The sequence below is a fragment of the Escherichia sp. WS338 genome, assembly GCF_046486405.1.
In the GTDB taxonomy this organism is placed as follows: domain Bacteria; phylum Pseudomonadota; class Gammaproteobacteria; order Enterobacterales; family Enterobacteriaceae; genus Escherichia; species Escherichia coli.
This window is the reverse complement of sequence record NZ_JBJQLL010000012.1, coordinates 21526-46679: the sequence shown is the minus strand read 5'-3', so window position 1 is coordinate 46679 and position 25154 is coordinate 21526. Positions and strand designations below refer to the sequence as shown.

At 51.6% G+C, this 25154-nt stretch carries 18 protein-coding genes, 1 tRNA gene and 2 pseudogenes; 8 read left to right on the top strand and 13 right to left on the bottom strand.

The annotated features are described in order from the left end of the window. The 3 genes from hcp to aqpZ form a co-directional block, all read right to left on the bottom strand. The gene (hcp, locus tag ACJHWT_RS12910; protein WP_000458817.1) at positions 1–1653 is read right to left on the bottom strand and encodes a hydroxylamine reductase; all 1653 of its coding nucleotides are present in this window, start codon (positions 1651–1653) and stop codon (positions 1–3) included. A gap of 143 nt (positions 1654–1796) precedes the next feature. Then, positions 1797–2696, bottom strand: coding sequence for an L-lysine exporter LysO (gene lysO / locus ACJHWT_RS12905; RefSeq protein ID WP_000491136.1), 900 nt, complete (start codon positions 2694–2696; stop codon positions 1797–1799). Between the two features lie 456 nt (positions 2697–3152). After that, positions 3153–3848 (bottom strand): aquaporin Z, encoded by a 696-nt coding sequence (gene aqpZ, locus ACJHWT_RS12900; RefSeq protein ID WP_001317746.1) that lies wholly within the window; start codon positions 3846–3848, stop codon positions 3153–3155. Between the two features lie 424 nt (positions 3849–4272). Between aqpZ and ACJHWT_RS12895 the strand changes: the two genes are divergently transcribed. Then, entirely contained in the window at positions 4273–5931 is a 1659-nt protein-coding gene (locus tag ACJHWT_RS12895) for an ATP-dependent endonuclease (RefSeq protein WP_000599806.1), read from the top strand. On the opposite strand, the gene ACJHWT_RS12890 is transcribed toward ACJHWT_RS12895, so the two are convergent. Then, entirely contained in the window at positions 5928–6884 is a 957-nt protein-coding gene (locus ACJHWT_RS12890; RefSeq protein ID WP_129560793.1) for a VirK/YbjX family protein, read from the bottom strand. The genes ACJHWT_RS12895 and ACJHWT_RS12890 overlap by 4 nt on opposite strands. Positions 6885–7034: 150 nt before the next feature. Between ACJHWT_RS12890 and macA the strand changes: the two genes are divergently transcribed. After that, positions 7035–8150, top strand: a complete 1116-nt coding sequence (gene macA, locus ACJHWT_RS12885) for a macrolide transporter subunit MacA (protein WP_000746441.1) — start codon at positions 7035–7037, stop codon at positions 8148–8150. Then, positions 8147–10093, top strand: coding sequence for a macrolide ABC transporter ATP-binding protein/permease MacB (gene macB, locus ACJHWT_RS12880; RefSeq protein ID WP_000188133.1), 1947 nt, complete (start codon positions 8147–8149; stop codon positions 10091–10093). The genes macA and macB overlap by 4 nt, the downstream gene beginning before the upstream one ends. A 72-nt stretch (positions 10094–10165) precedes the next feature. Here macB and cspD read toward each other — a convergent pair whose 3' ends face one another. Beyond that, positions 10166–10390, bottom strand: a complete 225-nt coding sequence (cspD, locus tag ACJHWT_RS12875; RefSeq protein WP_000410785.1) for a cold shock-like protein CspD — start codon at positions 10388–10390, stop codon at positions 10166–10168. Between the two features lie 149 nt (positions 10391–10539). Between cspD and yljB the strand changes: the two genes are divergently transcribed. The 3 genes from yljB (at position 10540) to clpA (ending at position 13340) form a co-directional block, all read left to right on the top strand. Continuing rightward, positions 10540–10614 carry a protein YljB gene (yljB, locus tag ACJHWT_RS12870; protein WP_001406719.1) on the top strand — a complete coding sequence of 25 codons (75 nt, stop codon included), beginning with the start codon at positions 10540–10542 and terminating at the stop codon, positions 10612–10614. A 98-nt stretch (positions 10615–10712) separates the two neighbouring features. Then, positions 10713–11033, top strand: a complete 321-nt coding sequence (clpS, locus tag ACJHWT_RS12865; RefSeq protein ID WP_000520781.1) for an ATP-dependent Clp protease adapter ClpS — start codon at positions 10713–10715, stop codon at positions 11031–11033. 30 nt (positions 11034–11063) lie between these two features. Beyond that, positions 11064–13340, top strand: coding sequence for an ATP-dependent Clp protease ATP-binding subunit ClpA (clpA, locus tag ACJHWT_RS12860; RefSeq protein ID WP_000934041.1), 2277 nt, complete (start codon positions 11064–11066; stop codon positions 13338–13340). A 343-nt stretch (positions 13341–13683) separates the two neighbouring features. On the opposite strand, the gene ACJHWT_RS12855 is transcribed toward clpA, so the two are convergent. The 8 genes and pseudogenes from ACJHWT_RS12855 to trxB form a co-directional block, all read right to left on the bottom strand. Then, positions 13684–13771, bottom strand: a tRNA-Ser gene (locus ACJHWT_RS12855). Positions 13772–14024: 253 nt separating this feature from the next. Beyond that, positions 14025–14243: a translation initiation factor IF-1 gene (gene infA / locus ACJHWT_RS12850; RefSeq protein WP_001040187.1), complete on the bottom strand. Its 219-nt coding sequence runs from the start codon at positions 14241–14243 to the stop codon at positions 14025–14027. Next, positions 14171–14323: pseudogene (locus tag ACJHWT_RS12845) on the bottom strand (hypothetical protein); the annotation flags it as partial. The pseudogene ACJHWT_RS12845 and the gene infA, both read right to left, overlap by 73 nt. Positions 14324–14382: 59 nt before the next feature. Next, positions 14383–14527 (bottom strand): annotated as a pseudogene (locus ACJHWT_RS12840) (hypothetical protein); the annotation flags it as partial. Then, positions 14528–15232: a leucyl/phenylalanyl-tRNA--protein transferase gene (gene aat, locus ACJHWT_RS12835; protein WP_001241678.1), complete on the bottom strand. Its 705-nt coding sequence runs from the start codon at positions 15230–15232 to the stop codon at positions 14528–14530. 41 nt (positions 15233–15273) lie between these two features. Continuing rightward, on the bottom strand, positions 15274–16995 hold the full coding sequence (cydC, locus tag ACJHWT_RS12830; protein WP_001202181.1) for a heme ABC transporter ATP-binding protein/permease CydC: 1722 nt from the start codon (positions 16993–16995) through the stop codon (positions 15274–15276). Continuing rightward, positions 16996–18762, bottom strand: coding sequence for a heme ABC transporter permease/ATP-binding protein CydD (gene cydD / locus ACJHWT_RS12825; RefSeq protein ID WP_001043586.1), 1767 nt, complete (start codon positions 18760–18762; stop codon positions 16996–16998). Positions 18763–18884: 122 nt separating this feature from the next. Next, entirely contained in the window at positions 18885–19850 is a 966-nt protein-coding gene (trxB, locus tag ACJHWT_RS12820) for a thioredoxin-disulfide reductase (RefSeq protein WP_000537434.1), read from the bottom strand. 544 nt (positions 19851–20394) lie between these two features. Between trxB and lrp the strand changes: the two genes are divergently transcribed. Then, a complete protein-coding gene (gene lrp / locus ACJHWT_RS12815; protein ID WP_000228473.1) occupies positions 20395–20889 on the top strand; it encodes a leucine-responsive transcriptional regulator Lrp in 495 nt (164 codons plus the stop codon). Between the two features lie 134 nt (positions 20890–21023). Next, positions 21024–25091 (top strand): DNA translocase FtsK, encoded by a 4068-nt coding sequence (gene ftsK / locus ACJHWT_RS12810; RefSeq protein WP_000077032.1) that lies wholly within the window; start codon positions 21024–21026, stop codon positions 25089–25091. Positions 25092–25154: the final 63 nt, after the last annotated feature.

Sequence of the window (25154 nt, the reverse complement as noted above, 5' to 3'; positions counted from 1 at the left end):
TTACGCGCTCAACAGTTGCTTCATGTCTTCTTCAACAGTGGTGATAGAACGCAGGCCGAATTTCTCGTTCAGCACCGCCAGCAGGTCTGGTGTCAGGAAACCAGGTGCAGTCGGGCCGGTGACGATATTTTTCACACCCAGAGAAAGCAGCGTCAGCAGAATGACAATCGCTTTCTGTTCAAACCAGGAGAGCACCAGCGACAGCGGCAGATCGTTGACTCCGCAGCCCAGTTTCTCTGCCAGCGTTACCGCCAGAATAATTGCTGAGTAAGCATCGTTACATTGACCAGCATCTACCAGACGCGGCAGACCTTCGATATCGCCAAACTCAAGTTTATTAAAGCGATATTTACCGCAAGCGAGGGTCAGGATCAGGCAGTCATCCGGCACGCTGGTGGCGAAATCGGTGAAATAGTGACGCTCGCCGCGTGCGCCGTCACAGCCGCCAAGCAGGAAGATATGACGCAGTTTTTCACGGCTCACCAGATCAATCAGCGTATCGGCTGCGCCAAGCAGTGTCTGGCGACCAAAGCCCACGGTGATCAGGTGCGGAATTTCGCTGTACGGGAAGCCCGCCATCTGTTGCGCCTGGGCAATGACTGCAGAGAAATCTTCGCCATCCAGATGACGCACACCCGGCCAGCCAACGATGCTGCGGGTCCAGATACGATCGTCATAAGCGCCTACGGTTGGGTCGATGATGCAGTTCGAGGTCATCACGATGGGGCCTGGGAAACGAGCGAACTCCACTTGCTGATTCTGCCAGCCGCTGCCGTAGTTACCGACCAGATGCTTGAATTTACGCAACTCCGGGTAGCCATGCGCAGGCAGCATTTCGCCGTGGGTGTAAACATTAACGCCCGTGCCTTCGGTCTGTTCCAGCAGGTTGTAGAGATCTTTGAGATCGTGACCGGAAATCAGAATGCATTTACCCGCCGTCGCTTTGACGTTGACCTGAGTTGGCGTCGGGTGACCGTATTTACCGGTTTCGCCTGCGTCCAGAATGCTCATCACTTTGAAGTTCATCTGGCCGATTTCCATTGAACACTCAAGAAGCGCGTTCATATCGGCAGGCCAGGTCCCCAGCCACGCCATGATTTTATGGTACTGGGCATAAATATCGTTGTCGTATTGACCGAGAACATGCGCGTGTTCCATATAGGCCGCCGCACCTTTCAGGCCATACAGGCACAGCAGACGCAGGCCGAGAATGTTTTCGCCAATCGCCGCTTTATCTTTGTTAGGGGTAAATTCTGCTGCCTGACGTTGCAGCTCGCCGAGATCGTCGCTCACCAGTTGCAGGTCAGCCATCGGGTTATCGACGCGGGCGTTGGCATCTACAGCCAGGCATTGTGCTTTCAGCGCCTCGCGCAGGGCAATCGCTTCACGAGCGTAGCCGACAATACGCGGAGAATCGAAGTTAACGTTGGTCAGGGTTGAGAAAAAGGCACGTGGCGCAAAGCTGTCTACATCGTGGTTGATGATGCCGTATTCACGTGCTTTCACTGCCCAGGCCGAAAGCCCTTGCAGCGCCGCGATGAGTAAATCCTGAAGGTCAGAGGTTTCTGCCGTTTTACCACACATCCCCTGCGCGTATGAGCAGCCGTTTCCTGCCGGAGTACGGATAGTTTGTTCACATTGCACACAAAACATGATCACACCTTTTAAAGTTATATTTAATATACATGTTTAAGGTTAAGACGCTTAACGCGGGGATAAAAGAGATTTTTAATGCAACTTTAAGGGAGATTGATTTAGCGCAATTTTGGCGGCAGAGATCTACCGCCAGAGAGGTATTATGCAGAGAAAAAGGCGATGAGAATCGGCACTAACAGACTAAGAATAAAACCGTGAACAATAGCCGCCGGGACCATATCCAGCCCGCCTGTACGTTGAAGAACGGGCAGGGTGAAATCCATCGACGTCGCACCGCATAAGCCCAGTGCAGTAGAGCGGCTACGGCGAATCAGCCCAGGGATTAACATAATAGCAATCAGCTCACGGGCCAGATCATTAAAAAACGCCGCGCTCCCGATTACCGGACCAAAAGATTCGGTCAATAAAATACCGGAAAGAGAATACCAGCCGAAACCGGAGGCCATTGCCAGCGCGGTATTGATGGGAAGATCAAGAATAAAGGCGTTAATTAAACCACCAATTAATGAACTGGCAACCACCACCACGGCGACAATCATTCCCCGGCGATTAAGGACAATCTGCTTTAAGGTCATGCCATTATTGCGCAACTGAATACCGACGAGGAAAAGTAGCAGAATTAAGGTGTATTCACTGGCTTCGGTCGCGTGTTGTAAGAAAGCCAGTCCACTCAGGCCAATGGCAAAACCAATCACTACTACGCCGCACAGTTTTAGCGACTCCAGCGCCATCGCAATACGCGACGGGAGTTTTTCTTGCTGATGGTGATTGCGCCATGGCAGGCCGCGCTCCAGCCACATCAGGGCGGCAATATTACACAGTAAAATAACGGTAATACTGACAGCAGAATAATGCAGAATCGCCAACAGGTTACTGGCGAGGTTATCGAGAAACGCCAGACTGATACCCATAAAAAAGAGAATAAGGTAAACCATCCAGCTTAATAGCTGATTAATAACTCTTAATGCAGCTTTTTGGCGAAGCGGAATGAGGTAACCCACAATCAGGGGAACCAGAATGATTAACAGCCCAGAAAACATGAAAACCCAGTCCTTGCAAAGATGAAGTCGAAATGCGCGATGACACACTACTGAAAGCGGAAGGACGAGTAAAGTTGCAATTAAAAGGAAATGTTATGCATCAGAGGGAGATTTTTAATTCTATATGAGTGTTTAGCATTGTTGCGCTCCTTTCATGTGCAATGCCATATAAAGCCACTGGCGCAGGGAGCGCGCAGGGGGCGGCCAGTCGCCGCCGCCCCCTGCACCCCCGGGCTCTGGCGAACAAAATCGCCGCTGCGCGGTGCCTTCAGCTTATCCCCTTCGGCTACCGGGTCGGGCGCGAGGTAACGTCCTGTAAGACGCGCCCTCAGCCCACATCCATGTGGGCTGCCCCGGCCTTCGGGGAACGCTTCAGCGATTTTGACGCCACCAACACCCGTGCGGTTTGTAACGTCGAAGATAAAACAACCAGGGCAGATAAAATGCCAATGCTAATTAATTACGCTTTTCCAGCAGGGTCCGGTAAATCAGACCACCGATAATACCGCCGACAATTGGCACCACCCAGAAGAACCACAGTTGTTCTAACGCCCAGCCGCCCTGGAAGATAGCAGCCGCGGTGCTGCGCGCCGGGTTAACAGAAGTGTTAGTCACCGGAATACTGATTAAGTGAATCAGGGTTAAGGCCAGACCAATAGCGATCGGCGCAAAACCAGCAGGAGCGAATTTGTCGGTTGCGCCGTGGATCACCAGCAGGAAACCTGCACTCAATACCAGTTCAACTACCAGCGCGGAAAGCATGGAATAACCGCCTGGCGAATGCTCGCCATAACCGTTAGAAGCAAAACCGCTGGCTGCCGCGTCAAAACCTGTTTTACCACTGGCAATTAAATACAGCAGCGCCGCCGCAACAATACCGCCGACAACCTGGGCAATTACGTAGCCAACGACTTCTTTTGCCGGGAAACGTCCGCCAGCCCATAAACCAATAGTGACCGCCGGGTTAAAATGACCACCAGAAATATGACCAACAGCAAAGGCCATCGTCAGAACGGTCAGACCGAATGCCAGCGCCACGCCGGCAAAACCAATGCCTAATTCCGGGAAGCCTGCGGCCAGTACGGCACTACCACAGCCACCAAAAACAAGCCAGAAAGTACCAAAACATTCAGCTGCTAATTTTCTGAACATATCCACCTCAATTAAAAATTGACCCTGTGAAAAATATGGTCGTTTTATAGGGTCGTCGTAAAAAAGTGACGACGGAAATAATGCGCGGCTATTTTAAAAACGAAGGCGAGTCATTCACCAGATAAATAAATCCAGTAAATTTGATTTAGGGCAACAGCGGGTTGCCCCATATAGTCATTTGTCTGATTGACAGTGTAGTGCAAGCAAAAGATTTAATCCTTTAGGCGTAATAAAAATAATTTATCATGCTAATTATTTGATTTTGTTGTTTTTGCAGGCTTATCAGCAAGAGGGAGTATAACGCGATTATTCGCTCATTTTTCAGACATTTGCCATGCTTAAATGTGATGTCATCACGTATTAGCATGGCCTTTCCCGTTATACTGCCAGCGTAAAGGATAAGTCACATATTTCTGGAGGGGATATGATTCTTGAGCGCGTTGAAATTGTGGGTTTTCGCGGTATCAACCGTTTGTCGTTGATGCTGGAACAAAACAACGTCCTGATTGGGGAGAACGCGTGGGGTAAATCCAGCTTGCTGGACGCCTTAACCCTGCTGCTATCGCCAGAATCAGATCTCTACCATTTTGAGCGCGACGATTTCTGGTTCCCGCCGGGAGATATCAACGGGCGAGAACATCATCTGCATATTATTTTGACCTTCCGCGAATCGCTGCCAGGCCGACATCGGGTTCGCCGCTATCGGCCGCTGGAAGCGTGCTGGACGCCATGCACCGATGGTTATCACCGTATTTTTTATCGTCTGGAAGGGGAGAGTGCGGAAGACGGCAGCGTGATGACACTGCGCAGTTTTCTCGATAAAGACGGACATCCGATTGATGTTGAGGATATTAACGATCAGGCTCGTCATCTGGTGCGTTTAATGCCGGTGCTGCGCTTGCGTGATGCCCGTTTTATGCGCCGTATTCGTAACGGCACGGTGCCAAATGTCCCCAATGTGGAAGTCACCGCGCGCCAGCTCGATTTCCTCGCCCGTGAATTATCCTCACATCCGCAAAATCTCTCTGATGGGCAGATTCGTCAGGGACTTTCCGCAATGGTGCAACTTCTTGAGCATTATTTTTCTGAGCAGGGAGCTGGACAGGCGCGATATCGTTTAATGCGGCGGCGAGCCAGCAATGAGCAACGAAGCTGGCGCTATCTGGATATCATCAACCGGATGATTGACCGACCTGGAGGGCGCTCGTATCGGGTTATTTTGCTCGGCCTGTTTGCTACTTTATTGCAGGCAAAAGGCACATTGCGACTGGATAAAGACGCCCGTCCATTGTTGCTGATCGAAGATCCAGAAACCCGTTTACACCCCATTATGCTTTCAGTTGCCTGGCATCTGTTGAATCTTCTGCCCTTGCAGCGCATTGCCACCACCAACTCGGGTGAGTTACTTTCGTTAACGCCGGTAGAGCATGTTTGCCGACTGGTACGTGAGTCCTCGCGCGTTGCCGCCTGGCGTCTGGGGCCGAGTGGCTTGAGTACCGAAGATAGCCGACGCATATCCTTTCACATTCGTTTTAACCGTCCGTCATCGCTGTTTGCTCGCTGCTGGCTGCTGGTGGAAGGGGAAACGGAAACCTGGGTTATCAATGAACTGGCGCGTCAGTGCGGACATCATTTTGATGCCGAAGGAATCAAGGTCATTGAGTTTGCCCAGTCCGGGCTAAAGCCACTGGTTAAATTTGCCCGCCGAATGGGGATTGAATGGCATGTACTGGTCGATGGCGATGAAGCAGGGAAGAAATATGCCGCTACGGTACGCAGCCTGTTGAATAACGATCGGGAAGCCGAACGAGAACATTTAACGGCGTTACCGGCGCTGGATATGGAACATTTTATGTATCGCCAGGGATTTTCCGATGTGTTCCACCGCGTGGCGCAAATCCCGGAAAATGTACCGATGAATCTGCGCAAAATTATCTCGAAAGCGATCCATCGCTCTTCCAAACCCGATCTTGCCATTGAAGTGGCAATGGAGGCCGGACGTCGTGGTGTGGACTCCGTACCGACGCTGCTGAAAAAAATGTTCTCACGCGTGCTGTGGCTGGCGCGCGGTCGCGCGGATTAACCGCGAAACATCGTGGCCATTTGTGGCTGAATAGCGTCGAGCATCTCATAGCGCCGACGGTATTCAGCCCGTTTTTTACTGGCGATTTCGGCAATCTCTTTTCGTGCTATCTGTGCCGGAAGGCGGTAATGGCGTTCAGCATCACATACGCCGCCAACCGACTCCCAGAACGCGTTGTAATCGGCATGGATCTTGCCTTCTTTATCACGATAACGCAGGCTGCGGTAAATATGCGTTTCATTGCTGACGGCAATAATCTGCTCTACCTGCAAACGTTGGGCAAACAGACAGGCCGCTTCCATCACAAGGCGTTTGGGAAATAGCCCGTGGCAGGCTTTCGTCGCATTCTGGATTTCCTGATGTGGAATTTCCCATTTTGCGCCTTGCAGTCCGCCAATAAACATTGTTCTTTTCCCCTTATATTCACACAGGGTAAACGTGATCTCTGCCAGAGGAATACCTTCGCTGTTGCGGAACAGGATTGTGCTGTCACCTTCTTTATCCATTGAGATCATCATGGTCAGCTCAAGCGTGAACTGCTCGCCGTTTTTGCCTTCCAGTTTAGCCAGTTGCAGCCCGGGGGTATTCAAATATAAGCTGAATTCTTCCGCCGACATACACCCGCGGAGTAACGCATAATGGTAACGTAACGCCTCCAGCAATTGCTTACGGCTAAGATTCGCCGCAAGGTAAGGGCGATGCAGACGCACAGGCAGTCGCGGCTGGCGCGTTAACAACACATTGAGATTGGGCCAGTGGGAAAGTTCGTTCATCCACTCAACGCTTAAACGCGGCATAATCAACGAGCGCAGCAAAAATTTCTGGCGAAAACTACGGCGATGCCAGAATTTACCCGGCCGACACTGTCCACGTGCCAGACTAAGAAAAAGTGACAGGCTGCTGAGAGATTCAGATGGCGTAAAGGTCCGTTCAGTTAGCTGCGACATATTCATGAAATCAATGGTTATACATGACGTCGATTTCACCATTGCGTATCTTAACCAAACATCAATAGTGTGATTACTAATGTAAATTTTAGGGTTTTGTTGATATTTCGTTGAAGTTAATGACCCGGATTGGCATATGGAGTATTCAGAATATTTATGAAAAAGCGGAAAACCGTGAAGAAGCGTTACGTTATTGCGCTGGTGATAATCATCGTCGGGCTGATTACGTTATGGAGAATTCTTAACGCACCCGTGCCGACTTATCAGACGCTGATTGTGCGCCCCGGTGATTTACAGCAAAGCGTGCTGGCGACCGGAAAGCTGGACGCGCTGCGTAAGGTTGATGTGGGCGCGCAGGTCAGCGGTCAGTTGAAAACGCTGTCGGTGGCGATTGGCGATAAAGTAAAAAAAGACCAGCTTTTAGGGGTTATTGATCCTGAACAGGCTGAAAACCAGATTAAGGAGGTGGAAGCAACGCTGATGGAGCTACGCGCGCAGCGGCAGCAGGCGGAAGCGGAGCTGAAACTGGCGCGGGTGACGTATTCCCGTCAGCAACGTCTTGCACAAACGCAAGCGGTTTCACAGCAGGATCTCGATAACGCCGCGACGGAGATGGCTGTGAAACAGGCGCAAATTGGCACCATTGACGCGCAAATCAAGCGCAATCAGGCCTCTCTCGATACGGCTAAAACCAATCTCGATTACACCCGCATCGTTGCCCCGATGGCCGGGGAAGTCACGCAAATCACCACTCTGCAAGGCCAGACGGTGATTGCCGCACAACAAGCACCGAACATTCTGACGCTGGCAGATATGAGCACCATGCTGGTAAAAGCGCAGGTTTCTGAAGCGGATGTAATCCACCTGAAGCCGGGGCAAAAAGCCTGGTTTACGGTGCTTGGCGATCCGCTGACGCGCTATGAGGGGCAAATCAAGGATGTGCTACCGACGCCGGAAAAGGTTAACGACGCTATTTTCTATTACGCCCGTTTTGAAGTCCCCAACCCCAATGGTTTGCTGCGGCTGGATATGACCGCGCAAGTGCATATTCAGCTCACCGATGTGAAAAATGTGCTGACGATCCCTCTGTCGGCATTAGGCGATCCGGTTGGCGATAATCGTTATAAAGTCAAATTGTTGCGTAATGGTGAAACACGCGAGCGTGAAGTGACGATTGGCGCACGTAACGATACCGATGTTGAGATTGTCAAAGGGCTGGAAGCGGGCGATGAAGTGGTGATTGGTGAGGCCAAACCAGGAGCTGTACAATGACGCCCTTGCTCGAATTAAAGGATATTCGTCGCAGCTATCCTGCCGGTGATGAGCAGGTTGAGGTGCTGAAGGGCATCAGCCTCGATATTTATGCCGGTGAGATGGTGGCGATTGTTGGCGCTTCGGGTTCCGGTAAATCGACCCTGATGAATATTCTCGGCTGTCTGGATAAGGCCACCAGCGGCACCTATCGCGTCGCCGGTCAGGATGTTGCCACGCTGGACGCCGATGCGCTGGCGCAACTGCGCCGCGAGCATTTCGGCTTTATTTTCCAGCGTTACCATTTGCTTTCGCATTTAACCGCCGAGCAGAACGTTGAAGTACCCGCCGTCTATGCCGGTCTTGAGCGGAAACAGCGGCTGCTTCGCGCCCAGGAGTTACTGCAACGACTGGGGCTGGAAGACCGTACAGAGTATTACCCGGCACAGCTTTCGGGTGGCCAGCAACAGCGCGTCAGCATCGCGCGGGCATTGATGAACGGCGGTCAGGTAATTCTTGCCGATGAACCGACCGGCGCACTGGACAGCCATTCTGGCGAAGAGGTGATGGCGATCCTGCATCAGCTGCGCGATCGCGGGCATACGGTGATTATCGTCACCCACGATCCGCAGGTTGCTGCTCAGGCCGAGCGGGTGATCGAAATTCGCGACGGCGAAATTGTGCGCAATCCTCCCGCCATTGAAAAAGTGAATGCTACTGGCGGAACGGAACCTGTTGTCAACACGGCGTCTGGCTGGCGGCAGTTTGTCAGCGGTTTTAACGAGGCGCTGACGATGGCATGGCGGGCGCTGGCAGCGAATAAAATGCGTACTTTATTGACCATGCTGGGGATTATAATCGGTATTGCGTCGGTGGTTTCCATTGTCGTGGTGGGCGACGCCGCCAAACAAATGGTACTGGCGGATATTCGTTCTATTGGTACGAATACTATTGATGTCTATCCCGGGAAAGATTTTGGCGATGACGATCCGCAATATCAGCAGGCGCTGAAGTACGATGACTTAATCGCCATCCAAAAACAACCGTGGGTCGCTTCAGCCACACCTGCCGTCTCGCAAAACCTGCGCCTGCGTTATAACAATGTTGATGTTGCTGCCAGTGCCAATGGCGTGAGCGGCGATTATTTTAATGTCTATGGCATGACCTTCAGTGAAGGAAACACCTTTAATCAGGAGCAGCTGAACGGTCGTGCGCAGGTGGTGGTGCTCGACAGTAATACTCGCCGCCAGCTTTTCCCCCATAAAGCAGATGTGGTTGGCGAGGTGATTCTGGTCGGCAATATGCCCGCCAGAGTCATTGGTGTGGCGGAAGAAAAACAGTCGATGTTTGGTAGCAGTAAAGTGCTGCGTGTCTGGCTACCTTACAGCACGATGTCCGGGCGAGTTATGGGCCAGTCGTGGCTGAACTCCATTACTGTCAGGGTGAAAGAAGGATTTGACAGCGCTGAGGCGGAACAGCAACTCACGCGTTTACTTTCATTGCGCCACGGTAAGAAGGATTTCTTTACCTGGAACATGGACGGCGTCTTGAAAACCGTTGAAAAGACCACACGTACTTTACAACTGTTTCTGACGCTGGTGGCGGTGATTTCGCTGGTGGTGGGCGGTATTGGTGTAATGAATATTATGCTGGTGTCAGTGACCGAGCGGACGCGGGAAATTGGCATTCGCATGGCTGTAGGTGCGCGAGCAAGCGATGTTTTGCAACAGTTCCTGATTGAAGCCGTACTGGTTTGCCTGGTCGGTGGCGCGTTGGGAATAACACTGTCACTGTTAATTGCTTTCACCTTACAGCTTTTCTTACCCGGCTGGGAGATTGGTTTTTCACCGTTGGCGCTGCTGCTGGCGTTTCTCTGCTCGACGGTCACCGGGATTTTATTTGGCTGGTTACCCGCACGAAATGCGGCACGACTGGATCCAGTAGATGCTCTGGCACGAGAGTAATTTTTGAGATAAAAATGCCAGCCGATCGGGCTGGCATTTTGCCTTTAGGATGTACACAATGAGACAGAAGAGCTATGCGACTGCCGCTTCTACTTCGACGGGCACAATAACACTGGCGTGATTGCCTTTTGGCCCCTGGTGGACATCAAACTGAACGGATTGTCCAGCTTTTAGCGTTCTGTAACCATCCATCTGAATGGTGGAATAATGAGCGAAAATATCTTCGCCGCCGCCTTCAGGGCAGATGAAACCAAACCCTTTGGCATTGTTGAACCACTTAACAGTACCCTTTTCCATGCTTCGACATCCTTCGCAAATCTTATACAAGTAAGATGGAATAAACCGGGGTCAGAGAGGGGGCTGTTCAAAACCTCGCCAACTCTAGAAATACAATTTAGAGAATTAGGGCGAGCCGTCAAGCATTTGACAGGGGCCAGGGGGCAGGTATGAATCAAAAATTTGAAGCAGTTAACGCTATTGACAGGAATGTGACAGATGTCGCTGATGCCAACGATAGATGATAGTTATCTATCATGTGGAGTAGATTGGTCAGGCAAATAAGCTCTTGTCAGCGGCAGGGCGTTCTGCCGATAACCGTAACCGAAGATGATAACTGACAATGGGTAAAACGAACGACTGGCTGGACTTTGATCAACTGGCGGAAGAAAAAGTTCGCGACGCGCTAAAACCGCCATCTATGTATAAAGTGATATTAGTCAATGATGATTATACTCCGATGGAGTTTGTTATTGACGTGTTACAAAAATTCTTTTCTTATGATGTAGAACGTGCAACGCAATTGATGCTCGCTGTTCACTACCAGGGGAAGGCCATTTGCGGAGTCTTTACCGCTGAGGTTGCAGAAACCAAAGTGGCGATGGTGAACAAGTACGCGAGGGAGAATGAGCATCCATTGCTGTGTACGCTAGAAAAAGCCTGAATGCAGGCATAAAAATTGGGGGAGGTGCCTATGCTCAATCAAGAACTGGAACTCAGTTTAAATATGGCTTTCGCCAGAGCGCGCGAGCACCGTCATGAGTTTATGACCGTCGAGCACTTGTTACTGGCGCTGCTCAGTAACCCATCTGCCCGGGAGGCGCTGGAAGCGTGCTCTGTGGATTTGGTTGCGCTCCGTCAGGAACTGGAAGCCTTTATTGAACAAACCACACCCGTTCTGCCTGCCAGTGAAGAGGAGCGCGACACACAGCCGACGCTGAGTTTTCAGCGTGTACTGCAACGTGCGGTCTTCCATGTCCAGTCCTCCGGTCGCAATGAGGTTACCGGTGCAAACGTTCTGGTCGCTATCTTTAGCGAACAGGAGTCGCAGGCGGCATATCTGTTGCGCAAACATGAAGTCAGCCGTCTCGATGTGGTGAACTTTATCTCTCATGGCACGCGTAAAGACGAGCCGACACAGTCTTCTGATCCTGGCAGCCAGCCAAACAGCGAAGAACAAGCTGGTGGGGAGGAACGTATGGAGAATTTCACGACGAACCTGAATCAGCTTGCACGTGTGGGCGGAATCGACCCACTGATTGGTCGTGAGAAGGAGCTGGAGCGTGCTATTCAGGTTCTCTGCCGTCGCCGTAAAAACAACCCGCTGCTGGTGGGGGAGTCTGGTGTCGGTAAAACCGCGATTGCGGAGGGGCTTGCATGGCGAATTGTTCAGGGCGATGTGCCGGAAGTGATGGCTGACTGTACGATTTACTCTCTCGATATCGGTTCTCTGTTAGCGGGCACAAAATATCGCGGCGACTTTGAAAAACGTTTTAAAGCGTTGCTCAAGCAGCTGGAGCAGGACACTAACAGCATCCTGTTTATTGATGAGATCCACACCATTATCGGTGCGGGTGCAGCGTCTGGTGGCCAGGTCGATGCGGCTAACCTGATTAAACCGTTGCTCTCCAGCGGTAAAATTCGCGTAATTGGTTCGACAACCTATCAGGAGTTCAGCAACATTTTCGAGAAAGACCGTGCTCTGGCGCGTCGCTTCCAGAAAATTGATATTACTGAACCGTCGATAGAAGAAACCGTACAGATCATCAATGGCCTGAAACCGAAGTATGAAGCGCACCACGACGTGCGTTATACCGCAAAAGCGGTGCGTGCAGCGGTAGAGCTGGCGGTGAAATACATTAACGATCGTCATCTGCCGGATAAAGCCATTGACGTTATCGACGAAGCGGGCGCTCGCGCACGCCTGATGCCGGTAAGCAAACGCAAGAAAACCGTTAATGTGGCGGATATTGAGTCCGTGGTGGCCCGTATTGCGCGCATTCCAGAGAAGAGTGTTTCGCAGAGTGACCGCGATACCCTGAAAAACCTCGGCGATCGCCTGAAAATGCTGGTCTTCGGTCAGGATAAAGCCATTGAGGCGCTGACTGAAGCCATTAAGATGGCGCGTGCAGGTTTAGGTCACGAACATAAACCGGTCGGTTCGTTCCTGTTTGCCGGTCCTACCGGGGTCGGGAAAACAGAGGTGACGGTACAGCTTTCGAAAGCGTTGGGCATTGAGCTTCTGCGCTTTGATATGTCCGAGTATATGGAACGCCATACCGTCAGCCGTCTGATTGGTGCGCCTCCGGGATACGTTGGTTTTGATCAGGGCGGTTTGCTGACTGATGCGGTCATCAAGCATCCACATGCGGTGCTGCTGCTGGACGAAATCGAGAAAGCGCACCCGGACGTGTTCAATATTCTGTTGCAGGTGATGGACAACGGTACGCTGACCGATAACAACGGACGCAAAGCGGACTTCCGTAACGTGGTATTGGTGATGACCACCAACGCTGGGGTACGAGAAACTGAGCGTAAATCGATTGGTCTTATCCACCAGGACAACAGTACCGATGCGATGGAAGAGATCAAGAAGATCTTTACGCCGGAGTTTCGTAACCGTCTCGACAACATTATCTGGTTCGATCATCTCTCCACCGACGTGATCCATCAGGTAGTGGATAAATTCATCGTCGAGTTGCAGGTTCAGCTGGATCAGAAAGGTGTTTCTCTGGAAGTGAGCCAGGAAGCGCGTAACTGGCTGGCCGAGAAAGGTTACGACCGGGCAATGGGCGCACGTCCGATGGCGCGTGTCATCCAGGACAACCTGAAAAAACCGCTCGCCAACGAACTGTTGTTTGGTTCGCTGGTGGACGGCGGTCAGGTGACGGTTGCGCTGGATAAAGAGAAAAATGAGCTGACTTATGGATTCCAGAGTGCACAAAAGCACAAGGCGGAAGCAGCGCATTAATCTAATTGTTAGGTAGGTTGGTGAAGTCCGTAATCTCGAAAGAGGTTACGGACTTTTTGTTTATGGGGTGGAGGAGGTTCTGACCCTTTTTTTGATGATGATGGTAATTTGTTGATAATTAGTGCTGCGGGAAGGTAAGGATAAAAAAGGGTGGTAGCAGGAAAATGAGATGGTTTTGCTTTATTAACAACGGGCTAGACGTGTAGTATTTGAGTTCACTGCCGTACAGGCAGCTTAGAAAGCCAACCGAAAGAAAAACTCGATTTTTATACCGTTCACTGCCGTACAGACAGATAAAATGCGAAAAAAAAACCGTACTTTCGTACGAGCTCTTCTTTGAATATGGCGGTGAGGGGGGGATTCGAACCCCCGATACGTTGCCGTATACACACTTTCCAGGCGTGCTCCTTCAGCCACTCGGACACCTCACCAAATTGTTTTGCTACCAAACCTCATGGGTGGCAACGGGGCGCTACTATAGGGAGTTGGAGTAAAACGGTCAAGAAGAATTTTAATGATAATTATTGTTTGCTCATACTGTAAACAAGTTGTGCAGTATATCTACATCGAGACAAGTTATGGACTTATACTTCCAAAGTACTTCATACATATCACAAAATAAAAAGGCCGGCTATACCGACCTTTTACTCGTTCTTTCTCTTCGCCCATCAGGCGGTAAAACAATCAGCGACTACGGAAGACAATGCGGCCTTTGCTCAGGTCGTACGGGGTCAGTTCAACAGTCACTTTGTCGCCCGTCAGGATGCGGATGTAGTTTTTGCGCATTTTACCGGAGATGTGTGCAGTAACCACGTGACCGTTTTCTAACTCTACGCGGAACATGGTATTAGGCAACGTTTCAAGAACGGTACCTTGCATTTCAATATTGTCTTCTTTGGCCATCTAATCCTCTGGGGTATCACTACCGTAATTTGAACCGGCAAGATAATGCCGAAGTTCTGTAAATAAGTAAAGATTTGCGCGCTAAATCGCAACAAACAGGTTCGGCACATTACTCCGAAAACACACGGCTAAGCCGCACCAAAAGCGCAACGTATAAGGGAGCGGTGAGATAAACGATGGGCGTTACCTGACGCGAAAAATTCCTTATCGGCAGCGGGGTAATGAGCGTAACCAACTCTGCGACCGCAATTATAACACTCTGGGGAGAAATGTGCCGAAAACATTCATTCTTGTGGTGAAAACAAGCACCGTGGTACCCAGAAATTATTCGGCAATCGTCCGAGGCGCATTTGATTGAGATAATTGAGGTAATCCCGGCGGGGAATTTCGCAGGCACCAAGCGACGCTGTGTGATCGTTAAGGACCTGGCAGTCGATAAGTTTACCGCCATGACCAATAAATTCCTCACAGAATACCAGAAGCGCCGTTTTAGACGCATTTTCCATCCGGCTGAACATGGACTCGCCACAAAATAGCGTTCCCTGGGCCACGCCGTACATACCGCCGACAAGCTCATCTTCACGCCAGACTTCAATAGAGTGGGCATGACCGAGTTCGTGAAGGCGATGGTAGGCTTCGACCACGCCACGCGTGATCCAGGTTCCTTCTTCGCGATCGCTGGCACAGCCTTCAATGACCTGACCAAAAGCGTAATTCATCGTGACTCGATAGGGCGAGCGTTTATGAAATCGCTTCATACTACGGCTGATATGCAGTGATTCAGGCCAAAGCACCGCGCGGGGATCGGGCGACCACCAGAGGATGGGGTCACCTGGAGAAAACCACGGAAAAATACCACGCTGGTAAGCCATTAACAGGCGCGCAGGGCTAAGATCGCCTCCCAGTGCCAGCAGGCCGTTAGGCTCACGTAATGCGCCTTCCGGGGAAGGGAAGGCTATTGAATGGCGAGAAAGCTGAACCAGGCGCATGACCGCAAAACTCCACGCAAGTCGGATCGTTCAATAATAGCTTACAAACCCTGCTTAAACTGGTAATAACGCCCCTGTCTGGCAAGCAGTTCTGCGTGAGTACCTTGCTCAATAATTTGCCCGTTGTCCATCACTATTATTTGTTGGAAACGAGAGAGTCCGCGAAGTCGATGGGTGACCATTAACACCGTTTTCTCATGCATCATTTCTGCAAGCAATTCAAGGATCTGACTTTCGGTTGTGGCATCTAAGCCTTCTGTAGGTTCATCCAGCAATACCAGCGGCGCATTATGTAACAGCGCACGGGCGATAGCCAGACGGCGTAGTTCACCACCGGAGAGCTGGCGTCCGCCTTCACCCAACCAACTGTTGAGACCTGCATCCTCGAGCAGCTTCTCCAGACCAACGCGACGTAAGATCTCCGCCAGAGCCTCATCACTACTGCCAGGCGAGGCGAGTAACAGATTATCACGCAGCGTGGCGCTAAACAGATGCACTCGCTGAGGAACAACGCTGATGGTCTGTCGTAGAGTCGCTTCATTCAGGCTGGCTATGGGGCTACCGTTAAGCAAAATCTCGCCCTGTTGCGGGTCCCATGCGCGGGTCAGCAGTTGTAACAGTGTTGATTTGCCGCATCCGGTTCGCCCGAGAATCGCTATATGTTCCCCGGCGTTTACCTGAAGAGAAATCCCTTTAAGTGCCTGTTGGGATTGCTCCGGATAATTGAATTGAACATCCCGTAACGTCAGCGAAACGCGATCGGCAACACGAGTTTGGGTATCAGGGAAGGTGACTTCCGGTTTTTGATCCGTTAAGTCAGTGATCCGTACGGCAGAGGCAATGACTTGCCCCAGATGCTGAAATGCACCCGTTACTGGTGCCAGTGCTTCAAACGCGGCTAACGCGCAGAAGACAAACAGGGCAATTAACGCGCCGGGTTGAGCATTGCCGCCAACGCCGCCAGACGCCATCCACAGCATCAGGATCACCGCTAACGCGCCAATGAGCAGCATTATCGCTTGCGACAATGCGGTGAGTTCAGATTGACGACGTTGCGCTTCCAGCCACTGAATTTCTGTATTCTCTAATTGCGTGCGATAACGATCGCTGGCACCAAAGATGGTCAGCTCAGCTTGCCCTTGCAGCCAGGCCGTCAGTTGTTGGCGATACTGCCCGCGAAGATGAGTCAGATTTTGCCCGGTGCTTTTTCCCGCACGATAAAACAGTGGTGGCATAAGGAAAAGCGTCAGTAACATAATGCCGCCCAGCGTAAAGGCGAGGGTGAAATCAAGGAAACTTAACCCGATTGTCACCACCATAATCACCACAAAAGCGCCCACCAGCGGCGAGATAACGCGCAGGTAAAGATGATCGAGCGTATCAACATCCGCCACCACGCGGTTGAGCAATTCGCCCTGACGATAGCGCGCCAGTCCGGCAGGGGATAGGGGCAGCAATTTGCTGAAGGTGTAAATGCGCAGATGCTGCAACACGCGGAAAGTCGCGTCGTGACTTACCAGACGTTCAAAATAGCGCCCGGCAGTACGGGTGATTGCTGCGCCACGCACGCCCGCAGCGGGTAGCATATAGTTGAAGCTGTACAGTCCGGCAACCCCCGCTACCGCTGAGGCGGAGAGGAACCAGCCGGAAAGTGTCAACAGACCGATACTGGCGAGCAGCGTGACAATTGCCAGCACAATACCAAGACTTAACATCCATTTATGACGTTTATACAGTGCCAGATAGGGTAGCAAAGCGCGCATTTAAATCTCCTCCTGACGATGGGCCAGCAATGTGGCGAAAGGACCACCAGCCACGCTTAATTCCGCGTAACGTCCTTGCTCAATAATCTGACCATCCTGCATTACCCAAATGACATCCCAGTCAGCAAGATCTTCTAACTGGTGGGTGACCATTAACGTTGTCTGGCGCAGAGAGGCGGCATTAAGCGCCTCCATTACGCGCTGTTCACTGTGAGCATCAAGGCTGGCAGCGGGTTCATCCAACAGTAATAGCGAACAGGGATTTAGTAATGCTCGGGCCACCGCCACGCGCTGCGCCTGCCCCACGGAAAGGCGGGCAGCCTGGTCGCCAACAGGCGTATCAACGCCTTGTGGCAGGAGCGGTAGAAACTCGCTGACCCAGGCGTTATCCAGCGCTGCTTGTAATTCTTGTTCGCTGGCATCAGGTCGCGCCAGTAGTACGTTATCCCGCAATGTTGCTGCCGGTAATTGTGGGTTTTGCCCAACCCAGGAGAGATGTTTACGCCATGATTCTGGTGATAAATCACGTAATTCTATCCCGTTGATTCGTAGCGATCCCTGATATGAGAGAAAACCAGAAAGCGCGTTCAGCAGTGAGCTTTTACCTGAACCGCTGCGACCAACCAACACTGCACGTTGGCCTGCTGGCAAAGTAAAGTTCAGCGGTCCAGCCAGCGTTTTACCTTCTGGTGATGTAATAAACAGATCCTCGGCTTCAATGGTCACCGGATCGGTTGATGCTAATTCCGCCTCACCACGTTGCGGATGGGCGAGCGGGGTTTCCATAAACGTTTTCAGACTGTCAGCTGCGCCAACAGCCTGGGCTTTAGCATGATAAAACGTACCGAGATCGCGTAATGGCTGGAAAAACTCCGGCGCAAGGATCAGGGCCAGAAAACCCGCAGCCAGCGTCACGCCAGTATCATAGTGACCAAAATCCAGCTCGCCGAGATAGGAAAAACCAAAGTAGACCGCCACCAGAGCAATTGACAGCGAGGTAAAAAATTCGAGAATGCCGGAGGATAAAAACGCCAGCCGTAGCACTTCCATTGTCCGTTGGCGGAAATCTTCCGAAGCAGAACGAATACTTTCAATTTCAGCTTCACCACGACCAAAAATACGCAATGTTTCCATGCCGCGCAGGCGATCGAGAAAATGCCCACTTAAGCGAGCAAGAGCGAGAAAGTTACGTCGGTTAGCATCGGCAGCCCCCATTCCAACCAGCGCCATAAATAACGGAATTAGCGGTGCAGTGCCCAGCAGAATGAGCGCCGCAGCCCAGTTTGAGGGGAAGATAGCCACCACAATCAGCAACGGCACCGACACTGCCAGCGCCATTTGCGGCAGGTAGCGTGCATAGTAATCATGCATATCGTCAATTTGCTCGAGTACCAGCGTCGCCCAGCTCCCCGCCGGTTTACCCTGAATCCACGCTGGCCCTGCTTGTTGCAGACGGTCGAGAACCTGACGGCGGATGGCAAAGCGGATATGCTGCCCGGCGTGATAACCCACCCGTTCGCGTAACCAGACCACCCATGCGCGCAGTACAAAGGTCAGAACCAGTAACGTAAAGGGAAGCAGCAGGGCTTCACGGGGAATATTCTCCATAATCATATGTTGCAGAATTCGCGCCATGAACCAGGCCTGGGCAATGATCAATATGCCGCTCACAAAGCCCAGCAGACGAGAAATATTCAGCCAACGTTGGGAGATGACGCTTTGCTGTTTTAACCAGCGGGTTAACTCTTTTTGACGGGATTTATTCATTGCACGCTTAGCAGGTGAGTTATCAGAATTATTTGCAGAGCAATGTTACAACGAGGAAAAAATAAAGGCGACCCATAGTCGCATGGTGTCGCCTTCTTTACTTTTGTTACTGATTTGTAAAATTATTTTGCGTCAGCTAAACCATCGAGGTAGCGTTCCGCATCAAGTGCTGCCATGCAGCCTGTACCAGCAGATGTAATAGCCTGGCGATAAATGTGATCCATCACGTCGCCTGCGGCAAAGACGCCAGGGATGCTGGTCTGGGTGGCATTACCATGAATACCCGACTGTACTTTGATGTAGCCGTTTTCCAGTTCCAGCTGCCCTTCGAAAATCGCAGTATTCGGGCTGTGACCGATAGCAACAAACAGACCGGCAACGTCGAGTGACTCGATGTTATCGCTGTTTTGCGTATCGCGCAGACGAACGCCAGTGACGCCCATCTGATCGCCGGTCACCTCTTCCAGCGTACGGTTGGTGTGTAGAATGATGTTGCCGTTCTCCACTTTATCCATCAGACGCTTAATAAGGATTTTTTCCGCGCGGAAACCGTTACGGCGGTGAATCAGATGCACTTCCGAAGCGATGTTAGACAGATACAGCGCCTCTTCAACCGCGGTATTGCCGCCGCCGATGACCGCAACTTTCTGGTTGCGATAGAAGAAACCGTCGCAGGTTGCACAAGCAGAAACCCCACGGCCTTTAAAGGCTTCTTCAGATGGCAGGCCGAGATAGCGTGCAGAAGCTCCGGTGGCAATAATCAGCGCGTCGCAAGTGTATTCGCCGCTATCGCCAGTCAGACGGAACGGACGATTCTGCAAATCAACTTTGTTGATGTGATCAAAGATGATTTCAGTTTCAAATTTGGTGGCATGTTCGTGCATGCGCTCCATTAATAACGGACCGGTCAGATCGTTTGGATCGCCAGGCCAGTTTTCCACTTCCGTGGTGGTGGTCAGTTGGCCGCCTTTTTCCATGCCGGTAATCAGCACAGGTTGCAGGTTGGCGCGCGCCGCATAGACAGCAGCGGTGTATCCCGCCGGGCCTGAACCCAGGATAAGCAGTTTACTGTGTTTGGTCGTGCCCATGAGATCCCCATAGTTGTTGGCAGACAATGGGCAGGATTGTAGGGAATTTACAGACGTAAAAAAAGAGTATGACGATTTTGTTAACAATTTGTGCAATCGGCAGCATCGATAAGCCGGTCAAATTCTCCCGTCATTATCACCTCTGCTACTTAAATTTCCCGCTTTATAAGCCGATTAAATGATGAATAAACGCCCCTGTTAATGAATATCTGGCATGTTGTACTAAAAATCGATGTTTTGCTTTGACAATCCCCTGGTGTTTTGCGAAAACATTCGAGGAAGAAAAAAAACAGTATTCTTATATGCGCATAACCATGCATGTAAATACCATGTTTACCGTGCTAGTGAAATCTACGTATGGCGTGGACAGACGCCATTCGTGATGTCGATAGCTGCCACAAGGCAACGGTCTTCTCACCGTAGACCCAGGCATTGCGCGCCGTGAATCTTCATGATTTCGGTCTATCGTGACGGGTAGCGACTCTGAACAGTGATGTTTCAGGGTCAGACAGGAGTAGGGAAGGAATACAGAGAGACAATAATAATGGTAGATAGCAAGAAGCGCCCTGGCAAAGATCTCGACCGTATCGATCGTAACATTCTTAATGAGTTGCAAAAGGATGGGCGTATTTCTAACGTCGAGCTTTCTAAACGTGTGGGACTTTCCCCAACGCCGTGCCTTGAGCGTGTGCGTCGGCTGGAAAGACAAGGGTTTATTCAGGGCTATACGGCGCTGCTGAACCCCCATTATCTGGATGCATCACTTCTGGTATTCGTTGAGATTACTCTGAATCGTGGCGCACCGGATGTGTTTGAACAATTCAATACCGCTGTACAAAAACTTGAAGAAATTCAGGAGTGTCATTTAGTATCCGGTGATTTCGACTACCTGTTGAAAACACGCGTGCCGGATATGTCAGCTTACCGTAAGTTACTGGGGGAAACCCTGCTGCGTCTGCCTGGCGTCAATGACACACGGACATACGTTGTTATGGAAGAAGTCAAGCAGAGTAATCGTCTGGTTATTAAGACGCGCTAACACGGAACAGGTGCAAAATCGGCGTATTTTGATTACACTCCTGTTAATCCATACAGCAACAGTACTGGGGTAACCTGGTACTGTTGTCCGTTTTAGCATCGGGCAGGAAAAGCCTGTAACCTGGAGAGCCTTTCTTGAGCCAGGAATACACTGAAGACAAAGAAGTCACATTGACAAAGTTAAGTAGCGGCCGCCGCCTTCTGGAGGCGTTGCTGATCCTTATTGTCCTGTTTGCCGTCTGGTTGATGGCTGCCTTACTAAGTTTTAACCCTTCGGACCCCAGCTGGTCGCAAACGGCCTGGCATGAACCTATCCATAATTTAGGTGGGATGCCCGGTGCGTGGTTGGCAGATACGCTGTTCTTTATTTTTGGCGTGATGGCTTACACCATTCCCGTCATTATTGTTGGCGGTTGTTGGTTTGCCTGGCGTCATCAGTCCAGCGACGAATACATTGATTATTTTGCCGTTTCGCTACGCATCATTGGCGTTTTGGCGCTCATCCTTACCTCCTGTGGTCTGGCGGCAATCAACGCTGACGATATCTGGTATTTTGCCTCCGGTGGCGTCATTGGCAGCTTACTAAGCACTACGCTACAACCACTGCTACACAGTAGCGGGGGAACTATTGCGCTGCTCTGCGTTTGGGCAGCGGGCCTGACGCTGTTCACCGGTTGGTCATGGGTGACCATTGCTGAAAAACTCGGCGGCTGGATTTTAAATATTCTTACCTTCGCCAGTAATCGTACCCGTCGCGATGATACGTGGGTCGATGAAGATGAGTATGAAGACGACGAAGAGTATGAAGATGAAAATCACGGCAAACAGCATGAATCACGCCGTGCCCGTATTCTTCGCGGCGCGCTAGCGCGTCGTAAACGGTTGGCGGAAAAATTCATTAATCCGATGGGGCGGCAAACAGACGCTGCGTTGTTCTCCGGTAAGCGGATGGATGATGACGAAGAGATTACCTACACTGCACGCGGTGTGGCTGCCGACCCTGACGACGTCCTCTTTTCGGGCAATCGTGCAACGCAGCCAGAATATGACGAGTACGATCCATTATTAAACGGTGCGCCAATTACCGAACCTGTTGCTGTAGCAGCTGCTGCTACCACGGCGACGCAAAGCTGGGCTGCACCGGTTGAACCTGTGACTCAGACGCCACCTGTTGCCTCTGTTGATGTTCCACCTGCGCAACCTACAGTAGCCTGGCAGCCTGTACCGGGGCCGCAAACGGGAGAACCGGTTATTGCTCCTGCACCGGAAGGTTACCCACAGCAGCCACAATATGCGCAGCCTGCAGTGCAATATAATGAGCCGCTGCAACAACCAGTACAGCCACAGCAGCCGTATTATGCACCTGCAGCTGAACAACCTGCGCAACAACCTTACTACGCTCCTGCGGCGGAACAACCTGTTCAGCAACCGTATTACTCCCCTGCGCCAGAACAACCGGTGGCAGGTAACGCCTGGCAAGCCGAAGAGCAGCAATCCACTTTTGCTCCACAGTCTACATACCAGACTGAGCAAACTTATCAGCAGCCAGCCGCTCAGGAACCGTTGTACCAACAGCCGCAACCTGTTGAACAGCAGCCTGTTGTGGAGCCTGAACCCGTTGTAGAAGAGACAAAACCCGCGCGTCCGCCGCTTTACTACTTTGAAGAAGTGGAAGAGAAGCGAGCCCGTGAACGTGAACAACTTGCGGCCTGGTATCAACCGATTCCAGAACCGGTTAAAGAACCAGAACCGATCAAATCTTCGCTAAAAGCACCTTCTGTTGCAGCAGTACCTCCAGTGGAAGCCGCTGCCGCCGTTTCTCCGCTGGCATCTGGCGTGAAAAAAGCGACACTGGCGACGGGGGCTGCCGCAACCGTTGCCGCGCCAGTCTTCAGTCTGGCAAATAGCGCTGGACCGCGTCCGCAGGTCAAAGAGGGGATTGGCCCCCAGTTGCCACGACCGAAACGCATCCGCGTGCCAACTCGTCGTGAACTGGCGTCTTACGGTATTAAGCTGCCCTCACAGCGTGCGGCAGAAGAAAAAGCCCGTGAAGCCCAGCGCAATCAGTATGATTCTGGCGATCAGTATAACGATGATGAAATTGATGCGATGCAGCAGGATGAACTGGCGCGTCAATTCGCCCAGACACAGCAGCAACGCTACGGCGAACAGTATCAACATGATGTGCCCGTGAACGCAGAAGATGCAGATGCTGCGGCAGAGGCTGAACTGGCTCGTCAGTTTGCTCAAACTCAACAACAACGTTATTCCGGCGAACAACCTGCTGGGGCGAATCCGTTCACGCTGGATGATTTTGAATTTTCGCCAATGAAAGCTTTGCTGGATGATGGTCCACACGAACCGCTGTTTACGCCAATTGTTGAACCTGTACAGCAGCCGCAACAACCGGTAGCACCGCAGCAGCAATATCAGCAGCCGCAACAACCGGTAGCACCGCAGCAGCAATATCAGCAGCCGCAACAACCGGTTGCACCGCAGCCGCAATATCAACAGCCGCAACAACCGGTTGCACCGCAGCAGCAATATCAGCAGCCACAACAGCCGGTTGCACAGCAGCCGCAGTATCAGCAGCCACAACAGCCGGTTACACAGCAGCCGCAGTATCAGCAGCCGCAACAGCCAGTTGCGCCACAGCCGCAGGATACCCTGCTTCATCCGCTGTTGATGCGTAATGGCGACAGCCGTCCGTTGCATAAACCGACGACGCCACTGCCTTCTCTGGATTTGCTGACACCGCCGCCGAGCGAAGTGGAGCCGGTAGATACCTTTGCGCTTGAACAAATGGCGCGCCTGGTAGAAGCGCGTCTGGCTGATTTCCGTATTAAAGCCGATGTTGTCAATTACTCTCCGGGGCCAGTTATCACTCGCTTTGAACTTAACCTGGCACCGGGCGTAAAAGCGGCGCGCATTTCTAACTTGTCACGGGACCTTGCCCGTTCACTTTCGACGGTGGCGGTGCGTGTCGTTGAAGTTATTCCTGGCAAACCCTATGTAGGTCTGGAGTTACCGAATAAAAAACGACAAACCGTTTATCTGCGCGAAGTTTTGGATAACGCCAAATTCCGCGATAATCCGTCGCCATTAACCGTGGTGCTGGGTAAAGATATCGCCGGTGAGCCGGTGGTTGCCGATCTGGCGAAAATGCCGCACTTGTTGGTTGCGGGGACTACCGGTTCCGGTAAGTCTGTCGGTGTGAACGCGATGATCCTGAGCATGCTTTATAAAGCACAGCCAGAAGATGTGCGTTTCATCATGATCGACCCGAAAATGCTGGAGCTTTCGGTTTATGAAGGCATTCCGCATCTGTTAACGGAAGTCGTTACTGATATGAAAGATGCCGCCAACGCGCTGCGCTGGTGTGTTAACGAGATGGAGCGTCGTTATAAACTGATGTCTGCGCTGGGTGTGCGTAATCTGGCGGGTTATAACGAAAAAATTGCTGAAGCCGATCGCATGATGCGTCCGATTCCAGACCCGTACTGGAAGCCGGGTGATAGTATGGATGCGCAGCATCCGGTGCTGAAAAAAGAACCGTACATAGTGGTGTTGGTGGACGAATTTGCCGACCTGATGATGACGGTAGGTAAAAAAGTGGAAGAGCTGATAGCTCGTCTGGCGCAAAAAGCCCGTGCCGCGGGTATCCACCTCGTACTGGCAACGCAGCGTCCATCGGTTGATGTTATTACTGGTCTGATTAAAGCGAATATTCCGACCCGTATCGCCTTTACCGTATCCAGTAAGATTGACTCACGTACCATTCTTGATCAGGCTGGCGCGGAATCACTGCTGGGTATGGGGGATATGCTCTACTCTGGGCCGAACTCCACGTTGCCGGTACGTGTCCATGGTGCTTTTGTTCGCGATCAGGAAGTTCATGCCGTGGTGCAGGACTGGAAAGCGCGTGGTCGCCCACAGTATGTTGACGGCATCACCTCCGACAGCGAAAGCGAAGGTGGTGCGGGTGGTTTCGATGGCGCTGAAGAACTGGATCCGTTGTTCGATCAGGCGGTGCAGTTTGTCACTGAAAAACGCAAAGCGTCAATTTCAGGCGTACAGCGTCAGTTCCGCATTGGTTATAACCGTGCAGCGCGTATTATCGAACAGATGGAAGCGCAAGGGATTGTCAGCGAACAGGGGCACAACGGTAATCGTGAAGTGCTGGCCCCACCGCCGTTTGACTAATTAATGCATCGTAGTCCGGATAAGGCGCGGTAGCGTCGCATCCGGCACTCTAACAACTGAAAA

Coding starts and splice junctions, on each gene's coding strand:
- ACJHWT_RS12895 (WP_000599806.1), top strand. CDS start 4,273: ATGATTCTTGAGCGCGTTGAAATTGTGGGTTTTCGCGGTATCAACCGT.
- hcp (WP_000458817.1), bottom strand. CDS start 1,653: ATGTTTTGTGTGCAATGTGAACAAACTATCCGTACTCCGGCAGGAAAC.
- aqpZ (WP_001317746.1), bottom strand. CDS start 3,848: ATGTTCAGAAAATTAGCAGCTGAATGTTTTGGTACTTTCTGGCTTGTT.
- trxB (WP_000537434.1), bottom strand. CDS start 19,850: ATGGGCACGACCAAACACAGTAAACTGCTTATCCTGGGTTCAGGCCCG.
- cspD (WP_000410785.1), bottom strand. CDS start 10,390: ATGGAAAAGGGTACTGTTAAGTGGTTCAACAATGCCAAAGGGTTTGGT.
- clpA (WP_000934041.1), top strand. CDS start 11,064: ATGCTCAATCAAGAACTGGAACTCAGTTTAAATATGGCTTTCGCCAGA.
- clpS (WP_000520781.1), top strand. CDS start 10,713: ATGGGTAAAACGAACGACTGGCTGGACTTTGATCAACTGGCGGAAGAA.
- macA (WP_000746441.1), top strand. CDS start 7,035: ATGAAAAAGCGGAAAACCGTGAAGAAGCGTTACGTTATTGCGCTGGTG.
- lrp (WP_000228473.1), top strand. CDS start 20,395: ATGGTAGATAGCAAGAAGCGCCCTGGCAAAGATCTCGACCGTATCGAT.
- cydD (WP_001043586.1), bottom strand. CDS start 18,762: ATGAATAAATCCCGTCAAAAAGAGTTAACCCGCTGGTTAAAACAGCAA.
- aat (WP_001241678.1), bottom strand. CDS start 15,232: ATGCGCCTGGTTCAGCTTTCTCGCCATTCAATAGCCTTCCCTTCCCCG.
- infA (WP_001040187.1), bottom strand. CDS start 14,243: ATGGCCAAAGAAGACAATATTGAAATGCAAGGTACCGTTCTTGAAACG.
- macB (WP_000188133.1), top strand. CDS start 8,147: ATGACGCCCTTGCTCGAATTAAAGGATATTCGTCGCAGCTATCCTGCC.
- ACJHWT_RS12890 (WP_129560793.1), bottom strand. CDS start 6,884: ATGAATATGTCGCAGCTAACTGAACGGACCTTTACGCCATCTGAATCT.
- lysO (WP_000491136.1), bottom strand. CDS start 2,696: ATGTTTTCTGGGCTGTTAATCATTCTGGTTCCCCTGATTGTGGGTTAC.
- cydC (WP_001202181.1), bottom strand. CDS start 16,995: ATGCGCGCTTTGCTACCCTATCTGGCACTGTATAAACGTCATAAATGG.